Below are 17,227 nucleotides of genomic sequence, written 5' to 3'. Positions count from 1 at the left end.
AACAAATTATTTTTTAAAACTTTTGTAAATTGTTTCATCCATAACATTATCATAAGAACAGCCTTTATTGCTTAATGATTGTTTGGTGTTAAAAGTATTTAAGGTATTGTCAATGATTTTATTTTTAAATTAATTACCCCAGTTAGTATGAAATAACGTAATTTGTTTTAATGGTCTTATAATTGAATAAAAGGTTTCTTGCACTAGTTGTATTGTTTTATTTGTCTCGACACTATAGCCAATTATTTCACGATTAAACAAGTTAATTAACAAACAAAGATAATGTCATTTAGCACCACATTAAACATATGTTAAATCACTAACAACAACTTCATTGGGTTGTTTATTATTAAATTCACGGTTTAAAACGTTGCTAATTTCGTTGTTATTAACCACCAACTTATGATTATAATATTTTAATTTGGTGCATTTAGATACTAACTAATTTTTAATCATAATTTGGTGAATTTTTCTTCGCGATAAGATAATATCTTTTTAATTTAAAAAGCTTTAATTTTATAAGACCCATAAATTTTGGCGATTAGCTTAAATGCGCTGATAACTTTTTGTTCATAATTATTAACATCAACTATAGCCACATTTATTAATTTGATAGTAATATGTTGATTTTGCTATCTTTAATTTTGATCCTATTTGACCAATTTTTCGCATGGAATATTTTTCTTTATTATTGTTAATAATTTCTATTTTTTATTAATTATCAGCACTACTTGCTTTAAAAGGTTGTTTTTCATTTGTAATTAGATTAATTATTTTCGCAAGGTAATCAAGTTCATTTTCTTCAACAGTGCGATTATTTTTCGCTTTAAAAAATCCAGAATTATGAAATTTTTCAATTAACTGATATATAGTTGATTTTGACACCTTATATTATTTAAAAATTTCAAGAATGGTTTTGCCATTTTGATAAAGTAAAACAATTTGTTTTTTAAATTCATATATCGATGAATTTCTTCCCTATTTTTATATTCCTACTTTCTTAATAATTATATTTTATTTGAAAGTCCACATAAATATGATCCAATTTATTGTAACCTATTCAAAGTTTTTAATTTAAAGATACTACCCGATCAATAATGCAAATAAATTTATGTTTTTTAATATAAAAATAAAAAAAAAACAATATCACAATAATTGTTTTTTGCGGTTCATCGTACATGACGCTGTTCAAATACCTTATATATAATATGTTTACCTTTTATCGTTATAATTTTAATAAAAAAATTTATTAAGAAAAGGTAAATATAAACCACATAATAAAACAGAAAACCATAGAAAAGTTAATAATTGTCGAACAATTATTGAATGTAATATTGAATTTTCAAATATCAAAGCAATAAATGTCTTTTGTCATCTATAAGGAGATACTATAGTTGGTGAAAACCATAAAACAACAATTATAACCTTAGCTGATATATTATCTAAAAAATCAATATAGCTAGTAACTAAATAATAGCAAAAGCAAAGATGTCATAGAAAGTATAATAAAATTTATTTTAAACAAACCACCTGGCACAATAAAAACAATTACATTTGATCGTGGTAAAGAATTTAGCAAGTAAAAAAACTTAAAAATATTTGTAAAATAAAAGTTTATTTTGCTGATGCTGGTTGTTCTATCTAAAGAGGATTAAACGAAAATAATAATGGAATTTTGAGATGAATTTTACCAAAATAAATAGATTTATCAAATATTTTCTCAATATTATTTAAATAAAATAATATTGAAAATAAATTCAATGCTAATAAAATCATTAAATTATAAAAATTAATTTGATTTAATACAAAATATTCAATAAAGTATCCCAAATATATTTACAATTCAGGTAAAGAAAATAACCTTTTGAAAGTTCTAACCATCTTGTTTTTTAGTGTCCGATATTTTTTGGTTTAATAACACTCTTTTTATGAAAACAAGCCAAAAAACACACGCTCTGACATTTCGCAAGTGATTAATCTTGCCGAAAATTAAAGAAATAAATAGGAAGTAAACCCAATCGCTTTCACACTTTCTTTAAAGCTTCGTACCATAGGTGAGTTATCAATCTTTCATCATAAAATATTAAGTTTTAATAGTTGCATTATTCACCAGATATTATCTTTAAAATTTAAAATTAACCCCTTTGCCATATAAATTAGTTAATTTTTATAATTTCATTTCTGTGATTTATTATATTTTTTTAATTTATATTTAATTACTTTATTTATAATTTTTATAAAAACTTATTTTTTTTATTACTACCAAAAAAATTTGATAATTTACGCGAAAAAATTTTTAATTTAAGAGAAGAAAATATCTTATTTAAAAGAAGAAAAATTTTTTTAAAGAAAAAATTGTATAGTTTGAAAATAATAGTTATGATTAATATAATTGTTGGTTAGGTATGAATGCTCCTTGATTATAATTTATTCAAAAATTAAATGAAGAAAAAATTAAATATTTTAAAATGGCCAAAAATAATAAGAGAAAATGAAGTTATATTAAAAGTTAATAAAGATGATATAGCATTCATTTTTAAAAATTTATAATGATATTAGAAAAAAGCACAAAGATTGTAAATTATTTATTTCATAAAAATGATAGAAATTTCATTTTTATGAAATAAATTTATTAATGATACGAACTAAATTATTAAATATGTGGGGTTTCCACAAAAATGGTCTTTTCCGCTTGTTTAAAATGATATTTTTTGTATAATATTTATAGGGTATCATTACTTATAGGGTATCACTTACGGAACAGTACTCAAGTTGGTGAAGAGGGCACCCTGCTAAGGTGTTAGGCCGGGTAACTGGTGCGAGAGTTCGAGTCTCTTCTGTTCCGCCATTACATTACATTACATTAGACGATAAAAGACAAAAAAGAGTTATAATAATTTTACAACTCTTTTTAAATTATTGAATGAAGATATTAATAATTGTGTCATAAAGGGGAAACATAATGAAAAATTGATTAAAAATTATTTTATCAATGATTTTTTTATTTGGAATGGCGATTATGGGGTTAATTGTTGTTGTTGTTATTTTTAATGTTAAGTTCTTGTATATTTTTTTAGGAATTGTTATTCTTGATTTAGTTTTCTCATTATTTTTCTTTTTTTCAAAACGACGTTATGAAGTTAAATTTTCGTGAATTATTTTTATTAACTTTGTTCCGTTTATTGGGTTATGTTCATATGTTTTTTTTGGAAGAAAACACCATTATTCAAATAAAAAATCATTATTATATAACCATTTAAATAAATTAGAATATGATATTTATTTAAAAAAAAATAAGGTCGCTTTGAGTAAATATACTGCACCAACGCAAAAATTTAGGAATGTTATTGAGTTACTCATGTGGCATGCTAATAAACCATTATATCAAAATAATCAAATTAAAATTATTACCAATGGAACGAATGTTTTCAAATCATTATTAACTGATTTACAGCAAGCACAAGAATATATCTTGTTAACTTATTTTATTGTTGCGGATGGTGAGTTATTTGAGTCTTTTTTAGAAGTTTTAAAAGAACGGATTGCCAGTGGAATTCGTGTTTACATGATTTATGACCATGTTGGAAGTTATTTTAAAATTAGTAAAAAAAGCATTAAAAAACTAATTAAAGTTGGGGTCCGAGTTTATAAGTATTTACCAATTATTACACCTTTTATTAGTGGTAATGCAAACTATCGTAATCACCGAAAGGATGTTATTATTGATGGTTTAATCGGTTATACTGGGGGAATTAATTTAGCAGATTTATATGCTGATTGTTCATGAAAGTTTGGGATTTTTCATGATACGCAAGTGCGAATTGAAGGCGAAGCAGTTCGCGGGTTAGAAGTTATTTTTGCTGATGATTGATATTTTGTCACAAAACGGCATGAAAAAATTACTGACTTAGAACCAACAGTGTTAGAACCAAAGCAATATAATGTTACGGGTAAATCACATTTACAAATTGTTAATCATAGTCCTAATATTGATCGTTCAATTACAAAAGATTTATATATTTCATTAATTAGTAGAGCACGAAAACGCGTTTGATTATCAACACCATACTTTATTTCACCAAATGACCTTATTCAAACCTTAATTATGGCTGCTCGGGATGGCGTTGATGTTCGGTTAACAATTCCTGGTTTAACGGATAAAATTTTTGTGTTAGATATTACCAAAAGTTATTGTAAAGATTTAATTGCTGGTGGTGTTAAAATTTATGAAATGAATAATACCTTTAATCATAATAAAATTGCTATTTTCGATGATGATGTTGCTATTATTGGAACTTGTAATTTAGATTATCGTAGTTTCTTTTCTGATCATCAAACAACAGCTGTGATATACGATACAACAGTTGTGGAAAGTTTTCTTCCGCGGTGAGAATGAGATTATGAACATGCCATTTTATGATGTGAGTGACCGATTAAATATAAACCATTAAGTTATCGTTTATTATTAACATGTTTAAAATTGGTAGCCCCAATTTTATAAGTTAATCACAACATTGGGAATAATTTTTTGTATAATTTTTATGAGAAAAGGAGGGTTGATAATGTTATTTAATAAATTAAAAAATCATGATTACCAGATAAAAGATAATAAAAGAGATAGAGAGTGGAACTTATTACAAGAATCATCATCAGATAATTTAGAAAGTAGTTTGTTTGATGATGATGATGATAATGATAATAGTAAGATTAAGACTGGTTTTAGTTTTAAACGCCGTAAAACGCATAAAATTATTAAGGAATTTAATCGACAACGAGTTAAATTGTTATTATTTTATACTGACATTAGTAATGTCTTACGCCAATTAGAATTTGGTTTACAACCAATTAAAAATATTCAATTGGCAAAAGAAAGTGAATATATTGTTTGAACATATTTAGAAAAACCAGATCATTTAGAATTTGAATTAGATAATTCAACACGGCACTATTTTTGAAGTTGAGTTGCAGAGCAAAAAGTTAATCCAATTCAAATTGCAGTAATTGCAATTGATATTAAAAGTTTATTTTATTTAACAAAAAAAGACTGAGAATATGATGATGTTACGCGCCGCGTCAAAGTTTTTGAAGATGTTAAACCAGCGGCAATTAGATGAATATTAATGAAAAATAATCAGTATTTAAATCGAATTCAAACATATGTTAAAAGTAATCATTTAAAACTTAAAATTTTTCAAGGTGAAAAAGGAAATATTTCCAATGTTTTAACAAAAAATAGAAAGAAGTAAATAACTAATGAAGAGAAAGTTAGATAAAATTACTCCTCGTGAAGTTGATTTTGCCCAGTGATATACTGATATTGTTTTAAATTCTGATTTAATTGCCTATGGGCCAGTTAAAGGAACAACGATTTTTAAACCCTATGGGTATGCAATTTGAGAAAATATTCAAAAAATTTGTGATGCGGGGTTTAAAAAAGTTGGTGTAAAAAATGTTTATTTTCCAACATTAATTCCAAAAACCCTTTTTAATAAAGAGAAAGAACATATTGCTGGATTTTCCCCTGAAATCGCAACAGTAACAAAAGTTGGTGATAAGGTGCTTGATGAAGAATTATATATTCGTCCAACATCGGAAGTTTTGTTTGGGACTTTCTTTAGTAAAGAAATTCAAGGGTATCGTGATTTACCGTTATTATACAATCAATGAGTTAGTGTCTTGCGATGAGAAAAAACAACCCGTCCTTTTTTACGAACTAGTGAATTTTTGTGGCAAGAAGGGCACACGATTCATGCTACAAAAAAAGAAGCTCAGCAGTTTACCCTAAAAATTTTAGATATTTATGCTAATTTTGCTGAAAAAACTTTATTATTACCAGTTATTAAGGGTCAAAAAACTGAACAGGAAAAATTTGCTGGGGCCGAAAAAACTTATACAATTGAATCATTAATGTATGATGGTCAAGCGTTGCAATGCGGTACAAGTCATTATTTTGGTCAAAATTTTGCGAAAGCCTTTAATATAAAATTTGCTAATCAAAAAAATGAATTAGAATACGCCTATTCAACATCATGAGGCGTTTCTACGCGTTTGATAGGAGGGGTTATTATGACACATAGTGACGATAATGGGTTAATTTTACCACCCGAAATTTCCCCCACACAAATTATGATTTTACCAATTAATAATGATAGTGATGGGCAATTATATGCCGCTTGCCAATTACAAAAAAAACTAAAGTCATACCGTTGTGAAATTGATCAATCTGATAAAGGTTTTGGCTTTCGGGCAGCGAATTCCGAAATTAAAGGGATTCCGTTGCGAATTGAAATTGGGCCGCATGATTTAGCTAAAGAGCAAGTTATCATTGTTCGTCGCGATACCTTTGAAAAGATGATCGTTACATTATCAGAAATTGAAAAGATAGTTGCTGATTTATTACAACAAATTGCGACAAATCTGTATCAAAAGGCGTTAAAAAATCGTCAGCAACGAACAAAAAAAATTGATAATTATTTTGATTATAAAAAAACTTTAGCGAAAATGAATGGCTTATTTTTAGTTCCTTTTTGTGGACGGATTGAATGTGAATATACCGTTAAGATCGAGACCCAAACAACATCACGTTGTATTACTTTTGATGTGCCACCCAAAAAATCAAAGTGCTTTCATTGTGGGCAACCAGCAACTAGTTTAGTTTATTTTTCCCGCGCTTATTAATAACAAGGAAACTTTCTTTGTTTTTGATAAATTTCAATTGTAAAGGGTTTTTTTATTTGTTTAGTAAAATCCTATTTCAGAACCATTAGCGGTTTATAATTTTTTCCTTTTCTCTGAATAATAAAATTAACTTAGCATTAGATATCACAATGTCGTTATTTTATTTTAATAATAATAAGGAATAATAGTAGGGCCTTATTATTTTTATATTAGCGCCCTAATATTATCAATTTAAAACCATGGTTTATACACTATGTGGGCAAACTATAACAACGGGGGCATATATAGAAAAGAACCGTAGGACACACCCGATGGAGCTTATTAAAATTTTGCAAAAGCGATTTCGATCTTTTGAATTATTAATTTTTACATTTTAAAGATTGCTTAAAATATTAATAATAAAAAACAACGTCAAATAACAACACAATTACAAGCAACCTATCATTAAATATTATTAATAATTTCACAAAAAGAAGTACAATATTCAAATTGGTGGAAATTCATTATTCCAAAATGGTGTCTTGATACTATAAAAACAAATAAAATTAGTTTAGTTATTGGTTTTCAACATTTTTGTGATAATAATTTAGTAACAAAAATCTTGTCAAGAATTTTATCTAATTTTTAATTATAAAAAACAGTTATTTAACCCAATTAAAATACAAATTATTTGACTTTGTGCATTGATATAAAAATATTTTAATTCATGGTAGTTTAAATTATTTAATACCTGTTGAATTTAGAAAAAAAACAACAGGCCATATAAAAAGTGTCATAAAAACGGTTGCCATTCCAAGAAAGAGATAATTATAGGATAAGATCCATAAAGAATATTTGGAGATATTGTTAATTAAGCAACAAAAATTTAGTTGATAAGCTTTATTTGTGTGAAAATAATCCAATAAATTTGGTTTAACATACAAGAAAAAGAAAAATATTAAATATAATGAAGGTTTAAGAAAAGATGGACAAATATTTAATACAGATGATAATTTATTGAAATATTCAACAGTGGAATTTGAAGATGGAATTGTTGAATTAGATACCATTTTAACTTTTGCTCGTAAATTATATCCTGTAAAAAGTAATTTTAATCCTAATCTTTGGGCTGCCGATATTAAACAAGCAATGGATACTGAAGTTGCTTATAAACGTAACAAAATTTTAAATATTATTAGCAAAGGAACAATTACAACTATTCAAGGGCAAAAAAAGATGACACAAATGCTTTACAAATCCACGATGAAAAATTATGGATAAAATATATTAAAATTTTAGTATACCACAAACATTTTAGAGATTGCAAGAAAACGAGAAAAAAATAATAAAATATATAATTAAAATATAAAAATATCATTAAAAATGATAAATATATAAATAAAAATTTTAAAATTGACACACTAAAAAAGTTTAAATAAAACTTTATAAATTTTTAATTATTTAGTTAAATTATTTAAAAATTCAAATGGTGTCTGAAAATTTAAAGATTTATGTACTATTTCAAAGTTATAAAAATAATAGTAATCATTTATTTTATTTTGTAAGCTAACTGCATCCAATATTTTTCATCAAATACAAATAACTTAGTATAATTTTGATGAAATCTTTCAATTTTACTGTTTGACTACGGAGAACGAACAGGTGTTGTTTGATGTAAAAGATTTTATCTGTTAAAAATTGAGTAAAAATAGTTTCTTTAACAGTACTTTTTAGATTATTTCGATTAATATTAATAAATTAAGAACCGTTATCAGTTCTAATTTATGTTATGTTAATGCAAAATATATTTTTTTAAAACAATTTATTGCTTTTTTAACAGCATCAATAGCATTTTCGGTGCTTAATTTATCATGAATATAACCAAATGTTCCTTTCATTCTTTTATCAATAAAATAATAAACATAATATTTTTTATCAACCAGAAATTTACTTGGCATAAAATATTTAGCATTCATTTATAATAATCCTAATTCTTTAACTTAATATTTTGGGCGTTGTCTTTTAATTTATTTAATTTTATTTTTTATTTTTAATCAACGCTCATCTTTTTTAAGCCAACAAAAAGTTTTTTTTAAATTTTTAGGTGCTTTATTTTTTAATTATTCGCCGTGAATTCTTTTTTTAAATTATAATACAAAGATAAAACCTCACCAGCGTGTTTATTACAATATTCAAAATACAATATTCAAAATATAAATTACAAATATTTTTATGAATTTAGTCATTATATTGATAATTAATATTATTTAGGAATTGTTGATTTTAATAATAAATATTCAAAATTATTATTTGCATATATAAGTAAAATTTTATTTGTTCAATAATAAAAAGTTTAAAATTTATTTTTAAAATGTTTTTAATCAACTATTTTAATAAATACTTAGTTTTAATGAAAAACTATTTACATAAATTAATATATGAAAATATTTTCTTTTTTATTATTTTATAATATTTATTTTTATAGTTTTTACTTAAAAAATCTTGCAATTTTGCTTGTAAATTACTTAAATTAAAATTATTAATAATATATTTAATTATTTTATAACCACCTTAAAAAATATATAGAATAATTATGCTAATTATAACATTTTGAAATTTAATTAACTTTTTATAAATTATTATTTATTGTAATTTATTTTTTTTATAAAAAATCATCTTTTGTTATGTTACCATTTTTTATTACTAATGTTTAAAAGTTATTGTATTATATGTATAATATCAATATAAATTGATAAAAATATTCAATAAAAAAAGGAAAATAAATAAATGAAAAAATTTTAGAATTATTAGGCACAATTATCATAACTTGTGATGCAGTACAATCAGTTATTGAAGCAGCACCTAATCGAAAACACATTATTAAAAAAACAAAAAAAAACAAAAATAAATCAACTATTCCAAAAACGCAATATGACCAACAATCTCAATTTTCAATAACTTCAGATAGTAAAGTTGACACTATTGAAAAGAAATTACTTTAAATTAAAATTATTTTGATAATATTCAAAAAATGTTACAAGAACTTATTGATGGAAATTATATTGATCTATTAAGAAGTATAAATATAGGTGGACTTACTAAGTAAATAACTTTAAAATAAAACGATTATTTTTAAATTAGAATAATTAGAGCTAAAAATGGCTGATTGAATTAAAAAACAAAAAAATAACAAAAATAAAATATTAATATTAAAAAATAGTGATAATAAAGATATAAAATTAGTAATTAATTTAAATAATTTTTATTTATTGGGATTTATTAACAAAGATAAATATTTTTATTTTGTTGATGAACTTTTAGAAAAAATAAAACAAAATAATTAAAATGAAATTACTGAACTATAAAAAATAAAAACTAATTTAGAAAAATTTAATAAATTAATCAAATAAAAAAATAAAGATAAAACCGAAAAATAAAACTTAGAATGATAAATTCAAGAAAAACTTAATAAATTAAATAATTAGATAATTTAAAAGAACAGGTAAAAATTGAAAAAATAAAAAAATAAAAAAATTAAGGTTGAAATTTTAAATTACATACAAAAACAAATAGAAATAAGAAAATTTTCTTTTAGTTATAAGTATTTATCAAAAAAAATTTAGATATTATTAAATTATTGATTAATTTAATTTCGAAATCAGAAATTATAAATGGCAATTAAAATAATTTTTTTACCCTTAAATATAGCACTTTATTTTCATTATACAGAAATTGTAAAAGAATTACCAAAACATAAAAATATTAATTTAAATAAAACAGAACATTTTTGCAATACAAGTCATTTGCACAACGCAGTGCTTTTTAATGAAACATAAATTATAAAATAATTATTAAAAAATCCTGACATTAATACTAATTTTATAGCTATTAATGATATAACACCCTACATTTAGCAGTAGTACTTGGTAATAATGAAAAATTGTTCGATATTTGTTAAAACATCCCAAAATAAATGTTAATGATATAAATAAAAAAGATAATTTAACAAATCCATTTTCGGTAGAAATTTTTGATAATTTTAAAAAATATAATATTGATATAAATCTTTAATAAAAAATAAAATTAACACCTTTAGTTTTTGCAGAAATTTTTGGTAAAACACAAATTACTGAATAATTGTTAAAACATCATAAAATTAACATTGACAGTATTTTTTAAAAATTATTCCTAATTTCCTTGAATAAGAAATGAAAAAAATTTTAATTCAAAATAATTTGAACAAGAATTGGAAAAACAATTTGAAAAATAAATAGATAACATATTGAAAAATAAAATAAAATTTTATAATTAATTATTAGAAAAAGCCATAGATAAAAAAATAAAATTATAAAAAGTTTAGAAGAAAATAAAAAAGAACTAGAAGAATTAAAAAAAATAAAAATAAATGAAAAATTAGATAAAGAAAAACAAGAAACAGAAGAAAATAAAAAAATTACTGAAGAAATAATTAAAAAAACTGAAGAATATATTAATTCAAAATAGTTTCAAGAACAATTTAAAAATAACTTTATTAATTAATTAAAAAAATATTTTAAAGAAAGTAAATAATTAAAGGAATTATTAAAAATAAACCAAAATTGAAGAAATTTAACAAAATAAAAACAAAATGAATTAGTAAAATAATTATTATAAATTAAATTATGATATTTTATTATTACAAATCTTAATTTATGAGAAATAGTCGATAACTCTGAATAAACAATTTTAAAATATTTTAAAGAATTAAATCGTAAGTTATTTTTTTTAAAAAATTAAAGTCACAAATATTAATATAACAACCGCACTTATTACTTATAATGATAAAAATTGTTCTGGTGGTGTAATAGTTACATTTACTATTGATAAAAAATCAAATGAAACAATTATAGTTCAAAATAAAAAAATTAATTAGGTTTTAGTGGATTTAAAAGTGGTTTTTTAAATCAACTTCCTAAATATGGCAATAATAGTAATTAAAATATTTCTGTTAGTGATCATCTAAGAACTAGTTAAAAACAAAATCAATACTCCAATAAAAACAATAAACAACTATTATATGATGTACCATCATATAATAGTTGTTTATTGTGAACTACGGCAATAACATATTTATTACTGGCAATAAATAATAATCAAGAATTTAAAAATCGATTTACCCAGTTATTTGGTGAATTACAATTGAGTTATTTATCATATGTTCGAAATTTGTTTCAACAATTTGATTTAACAAATTCTAGTTCTAGACAAATTTGATATCAAGATGTCACAGCACATAGATTAATAATAGTTGTTTTTCGTAATCGAGTTATAAATTATATTGAATAAAATTTAGATAATTTCATTCAAATAAATATTAATAACAATCAGACAGAAAGTTTTAGCATAGCAATTAAAATGAGCGAAAATTAAATTAATATTAATTCTTATTTATAAAGAATGAGACAAATAAATAAGTGAGGGAGACAAATTGAAATATTAGTAATTAGTAACATGTTAAATAATAATATTAATGAAAATAATATAAGACTATTTACTGAAAATAATGAACAGGATACAGATACTATACAAATATTTCATGTTAATAATAAAACTAATTATAATTTATTTGTCAGAACATACAATTGTAAAAAGCTGTATAAATTCATAAGTAAAAACTACAGATACACCAAATAAACAAAAATTTAAAAAAGAACAACAAACAAAAACAAATATAATAATTCTAAATAAATCTACCGAAAATAATAATTCAAATTTACCTATTATAAATAATAAATCAATAAACACAAATATTTCAAATTTACAAACAACAACTGCCAAGGCAATAAATAAATATAACACCTCTTCAAAAGCAAAAAAACAACAAAAATTAAATGAAATCAATTAACATTATCAAAATTTATCTGAAAATGATAAAAAAGTTTTAAAGATAAATTAACAGTCATTGGCACATCTGTTATTGGTGCTATAATTAATGTGAGTTGTAACAAAAATAATTATTAGTTGTTCATTGAGCAGTGTTGCTGTATAAACATGAGAAACAATGGAAATGACGGGCCACTTTTATCATAAGGTTTAAAACGGCTGTCGAAACTCTTTATTAGTAGCATACATAATAATAAAACTGCAATTGTTGTCGCCACTGAAAGGAACAACGCGCGGTTATTGTGGATCAGAAACTGTTACTGTTGCAGTTTTTTAAAGCACCCTAAACTAAAAACACACTAGGTTTATCATTAGTAATTTGATATATGGTTTAGCAATTGCAGGAAATGTTATTATTTGATGAATTAATTATGATTATACAACAGTTAAACATGAGTCACGTAATCAATATAATTAAATTGAAAAATACTATAAATTTTTAGCTCATGATTAATTAAAATTAGAACATTAACAGTAATGAATGAGATAAAATTAAACAAATTTATTAATAAAATACAAATAATTATCAATAATTTAAAAATCAAATCAAATCAGAAATTACTAATTTTCATAAAGAAGATTATAGTAGTTGAGGTGGATCAATTTTTGATAATGGTATTGATACTTTAATTAAACTTATTTACAATCATTTTAAAGAAATAAATAATCATTTTTCTTCTAGTCATAATCATGATTTGAAAAATTGTTACAAATACAATTGATAGTTATCTTATAATTTAGGAGGAATAAAAAAATGGCCTAGCATTTTAGGTGCTATTGTGTTAGTAGGAACAAGCATAACAACTCTAAATTGTTTGTAATAAACCAGATTAATATCTAAAACAGAGATAATAATAAAACAGAACCGTTAAATTAAAACAAGAACTATCATAAAATAGTAATTGAAAGTTAATTCAATTAGACAAATTGAATCGTAATAAAGATAATAAATGATATATTGTAATTGTAAAAAAACAAAATGATAATTTTTCTATTATAAAATTTAATTTTTCAAATAAATCAATTTGATATAATAGTGGAGTTCCTTATCATATTGTTAATGGGATAATATGGATAGCTTTTTAAATCATATTATTGTTAAAATGGAGTAAATGAACCTTAAACGCCAAAAATAGATAAAATTACAGGTAAAATTACAGATTGAAAAGAATAAAAGGAACTTTGTAAGACTGCACCCAAAAAAGTAAGTAAAGAAAAAAATACTTTGCTAAACTTTTTAAGGAGGTGCATTTTATATGGCAAGAAAAGGGCAAAAATTTAAAACATATACTGCATAATTTCGAAAAAATACAATAAAAGAAATTGAACAAATATCATTTATTTATGTTGCATAAAAATTTAAAATAAATATAAAAACACTTGATTAATGACAAAGAAATTTTTAAAAAGGAATTTTAAATACACAAAAAAGGTCAAAAAAACCATTTGGAAAAAAAGATTTAAACTATTATAAAACAAGATATGAATTATTAAAAAATCTCCACGACTTTTACAATTAAGCAAACCAATAATCGTCTCTTTTATTAAACAAAATTGTTGTGAATATTCAATAAAATTATTATTAGAAGTAATGGAGTTAAAACATAGTTATTGAGGTAAATATAAAAATTATGACAGTAGCAAAAAATAAAAAAGCAATAAATGATATTGTAAAAGTATATGAATAAAATTTAAAACAATTTGGATATCGTCGGATAACTAAATATTTAAAAGAAGATTATGGCATTATTTATAATGCTAAAAAAGCATTACTAATTATGAATGAAAATAATATTAAAGATTAATATGTAAGAAAAATGAGAAGAAAAATGAAGTATAAACATAATAAATAAATAAAAAATTTTATTGCAATATCCTGATTTAATTAATTGTAAATTCAATGATATAAAAACAAGGTTTTCAACGCTATATACTGATGTAACATATTTAATTTTAAAAGGAGAAAGATATTATCAATCAACAATTATTGATGAATATACTAAAGAAATAGTTGATGTAAAGTGATCTCAATATAACAACACTAAATTAGTAATGGATAATTTAAATGATGCAATTAATAAAATAAAATTGATAAAAAAAGATTTGAATGGTATAATAATTCATTCAGATTATGGATTTCAATACACATCAAAAATATATAATAATAAATGTATATTTAATAGAGTTAGAATTTATATTGGTAAAAATTATCATTGTGCTGACAATATTTTTGTTAAAAGTTTCCATTATTTATTAAAAAAACAACAATTCATAACATATTTACTTATTGCATGACGAATACATTAATGATTTTTAAAAAATGAAATAAATGATATTCAAGCCGTAAAGAAAAAGATATAATAAATAAAAGTTTATAAACCTTTTTATTAATACTTACTTTTGGGGTTGCAATTTTTGTATTTACTTTTTTATATTAATCGTACAAATTTCATAAAGATAATTAATAAGAATATGTTTTTGTTGTGTTATATAACACTTGACTAAATTTTCATACCTCAAATGTTTTACTAAAAAAACTATATATTGTTTGAAAAATTTTACCAACTCCATTCACTAATTCATTCACTTGTTTAATACTTGAAATGTTATTTGTAATTAAAATTGCAGCATTTTTTATATAACACGCTAAATTATATCAACTACAACTTTCATATTGTGCTTGTCATCATTGACTACCGGAAAATAGTCTGCCATTATTTATTTATTGTCAATTATATAAATTCCGAAATTAAAATCATAATAATGATATACATCATTTGCTATTTGGGTTTGTAATTCAAAGACATTATAACCGATTTTTTGTTCTTCAATTTTTTTGTATTTTAAATAATATTTATTTTTTAAAAATCATTCAAAAACATAACCATCATTTTGATTAATGCTATAATTATTTGAAACTAAAAAATCACAATTAAATAACATTATTATAGTTAGTGTTATAAAACGACTTTTAAATGCTGAATAAAGTTTAATATCTAATTGATTATATTTATCTGAAAAATAAAAATAAAACGGATAAATCTTAAAATCATTATTAACTAATAAACCATATTTTTTATTATATCCTTGTACATAAGTGTCATTTTATAAGTCAAAAATCGTTCGTAAATAATCCTTATAAAAATTTTGAGAAAAAGTAAACATACTATTTAATAGTTTTTCAAATTGACTTTTATTAGTATTATTTTCATCAATTAAAACATCTCTAAAATTAACTAATTTTAAACCCAAAAAATCAATTAAAACCGTATTATATTTTAAATTATCAATATAACAATTTTCAATAAAATTACTACGATTTTGAAATATAGACACCAATGCATGTGCAAAAAGGCTTTTAAAAATTTATTAATCTTAATTCGACCTTTTGTCTGTTCAAAAAAATATTTACCAGTATTGGGAGTATTACCATGATTATAATTATAAGTTTCAGCAGTAAAATTAAATATATCTTCTTTTTCTTTCATAAAAAAACAAAAAACCTAAATTATTAGTATACCGATAATTATTATAATTACTTGCAAAAATATTTTTATGTTCATCAATTGTTAAAATCATTCGATAAATTGATTTGGTCGCACAAAAAAGATTGGGTTTTTGGAAAAACTTTGAAATTGAATAATAATAATAAAAAAACCATTTACTAAAATGGTTTTTTTATTTGTAAAACCAAAATTATTAATTGATTCAGAAAAAGGACAGTATCTTAAATATTTACATAAAAACTATAATAACTTTTTGATACCATATTTAAGTTGTATTATACATTTATTAAATATCTTAAAAATCTTTACAAAGTGTACCTGTTTTTCTCCTAAATTAAGGTGTTGTTCTTTCTTTGCTTTAGTTAATTAATTTGCTATAAAAAACTTAATATCAAGAAAAGGAGCAGATAATGGAAATTAATAAACAACAAAAAATATGCGATATTGATAATTGCAATAAAGCAATATCCTTCATTATTGAAGAATTTTTATCAAATAAAGTTTTATGAACTTTTGATAAACACAAATATTTATTAAATCAGACAAAAGATAAAAAACAAAAGATATTTTATAAACGCTTAGAAAATTCAAAAATTATCTTTGATTTAGAAACTGGTTTTTTAAAATTTTGATTTTATAAAACAATTTAATGCATTGTGGGCAGTTATTTTAAATAATTAAGTGATTTTATCATAACATGAGTTTAAACTCATTCCCACAGCCAGCCGAAGCGAGTACTGAAATAGTGTAGTATTAGGAAATATATGTAAATCGATGCTAGTTTATTAGAACTAAGCGATAGTTGTAATAAGTGCAAGATCAACATTAAACCACAATAAATATTGAGATGATCATTTTATAAATAAATTTGCGATAGATATTACTTTTTAAAAATGGTAGCGGTTTTAAAAACCACAAAAATAGCACCAATCTCTTTAAGGTGTAAGTAAATTTATTTTAAAAACTGAACGTTTTGACCTGAAATGGTGCTGGTGAAGAAAGAGAGTTCTCTGACTATAAAAGTAAAAAACAACTATCGATTATTATTAAACAATATACCGCTACTTTTCACCTTTATTGAAAGGGGTGTGGTATAGTAAATAAACAGATAAATAGATAAATACTTATATAAAAAAACTAAC

Annotated in this window: 12 protein-coding genes, 1 tRNA gene and 1 pseudogene; 10 read left to right on the top strand and 4 right to left on the bottom strand. The window is 22.5% G+C overall.

Annotation, left to right across the window (positions count from 1 at the left end):
- Positions 1-129: 129 nt before the first annotated feature.
- The gene (locus ACE38S_RS04535; RefSeq protein ID WP_374696110.1) at positions 130-273 is read right to left on the bottom strand and encodes a hypothetical protein; all 144 of its coding nucleotides are present in this window, start codon (positions 271-273) and stop codon (positions 130-132) included.
- A gap of 441 nt (positions 274-714) precedes the next feature.
- Positions 715-885 carry a hypothetical protein gene (locus ACE38S_RS04530; RefSeq protein WP_374696578.1) on the bottom strand — a complete coding sequence of 57 codons (171 nt, stop codon included), beginning with the start codon at positions 883-885 and terminating at the stop codon, positions 715-717.
- Between the two features lie 1,872 nt (positions 886-2,757).
- Between ACE38S_RS04530 and ACE38S_RS04525 the strand changes: the two genes are divergently transcribed.
- The 5 genes from ACE38S_RS04525 to ACE38S_RS04505 all read left to right on the top strand — a co-directional run bounded on the left by ACE38S_RS04525 (position 2,758) and on the right by ACE38S_RS04505 (position 7,938).
- A tRNA-Ser gene (locus ACE38S_RS04525) sits at positions 2,758-2,848 on the top strand.
- Positions 2,849-2,962: 114 nt separating this feature from the next.
- Complete coding sequence (cls, locus tag ACE38S_RS04520; RefSeq protein ID WP_374696577.1) at positions 2,963-4,501, top strand: cardiolipin synthase; 1,539 nt, start codon at positions 2,963-2,965, stop codon at positions 4,499-4,501.
- 61 nt (positions 4,502-4,562) lie between these two features.
- The gene (locus ACE38S_RS04515; RefSeq protein ID WP_374696576.1) at positions 4,563-5,246 is read left to right on the top strand and encodes an acetyltransferase; all 684 of its coding nucleotides are present in this window, start codon (positions 4,563-4,565) and stop codon (positions 5,244-5,246) included.
- A 7-nt stretch (positions 5,247-5,253) separates the two neighbouring features.
- Positions 5,254-6,678, top strand: coding sequence for a proline--tRNA ligase (gene proS, locus ACE38S_RS04510; RefSeq protein ID WP_374696575.1), 1,425 nt, complete (start codon positions 5,254-5,256; stop codon positions 6,676-6,678).
- 996 nt (positions 6,679-7,674) lie between these two features.
- Positions 7,675-7,938 (top strand): hypothetical protein, encoded by a 264-nt coding sequence (locus ACE38S_RS04505; protein WP_374696574.1) that lies wholly within the window; start codon positions 7,675-7,677, stop codon positions 7,936-7,938.
- A gap of 506 nt (positions 7,939-8,444) precedes the next feature.
- On the opposite strand, the gene ACE38S_RS04500 is transcribed toward ACE38S_RS04505, so the two are convergent.
- Positions 8,445-8,633 (bottom strand): hypothetical protein, encoded by a 189-nt coding sequence (locus ACE38S_RS04500; RefSeq protein WP_374696573.1) that lies wholly within the window; start codon positions 8,631-8,633, stop codon positions 8,445-8,447.
- A 1,182-nt stretch (positions 8,634-9,815) separates the two neighbouring features.
- Here ACE38S_RS04500 and ACE38S_RS04495 point away from each other — a divergent pair.
- The 4 genes from ACE38S_RS04495 to ACE38S_RS04480 all read left to right on the top strand — a co-directional run bounded on the left by ACE38S_RS04495 (position 9,816) and on the right by ACE38S_RS04480 (position 14,886).
- Positions 9,816-10,001, top strand: a complete 186-nt coding sequence (locus tag ACE38S_RS04495) for a ribosome-inactivating family protein (protein WP_374696572.1) — start codon at positions 9,816-9,818, stop codon at positions 9,999-10,001.
- A gap of 1,741 nt (positions 10,002-11,742) precedes the next feature.
- Positions 11,743-11,982, top strand: coding sequence for a hypothetical protein (locus ACE38S_RS04490; RefSeq protein ID WP_374696571.1), 240 nt, complete (start codon positions 11,743-11,745; stop codon positions 11,980-11,982).
- 2,288 nt (positions 11,983-14,270) lie between these two features.
- Positions 14,271-14,384: an IS3 family transposase gene (locus tag ACE38S_RS04485; protein ID WP_374697138.1), complete on the top strand. Its 114-nt coding sequence runs from the start codon at positions 14,271-14,273 to the stop codon at positions 14,382-14,384.
- 61 nt (positions 14,385-14,445) lie between these two features.
- The gene (locus ACE38S_RS04480) at positions 14,446-14,886 is read left to right on the top strand and encodes a DDE-type integrase/transposase/recombinase (protein ID WP_374696570.1); all 441 of its coding nucleotides are present in this window, start codon (positions 14,446-14,448) and stop codon (positions 14,884-14,886) included.
- A gap of 122 nt (positions 14,887-15,008) precedes the next feature.
- On the opposite strand, the pseudogene ACE38S_RS04475 reads toward ACE38S_RS04480, so the two are convergent.
- Positions 15,009-16,173, bottom strand: a pseudogene (locus tag ACE38S_RS04475) (spiroplasma phage ORF1-like family protein); the annotation flags it as partial.
- Between the two features lie 322 nt (positions 16,174-16,495).
- On the opposite strand from ACE38S_RS04475, the gene ACE38S_RS04470 reads away from it, so the two are divergent.
- Positions 16,496-16,735 (top strand): hypothetical protein, encoded by a 240-nt coding sequence (locus ACE38S_RS04470; protein WP_374696569.1) that lies wholly within the window; start codon positions 16,496-16,498, stop codon positions 16,733-16,735.
- Positions 16,736-17,227: the final 492 nt, after the last annotated feature.

The sequence above is a fragment of the Spiroplasma endosymbiont of Polydrusus formosus genome (assembly GCF_964263245.1).
GTDB lineage: Bacteria > Bacillota_I > Bacilli_A > Mycoplasmatales > Mycoplasmataceae > Spiroplasma.
The sequence above is the reverse complement of the archived record's forward strand: the minus strand, read 5'-3'. Positions and strand labels throughout refer to the sequence as shown.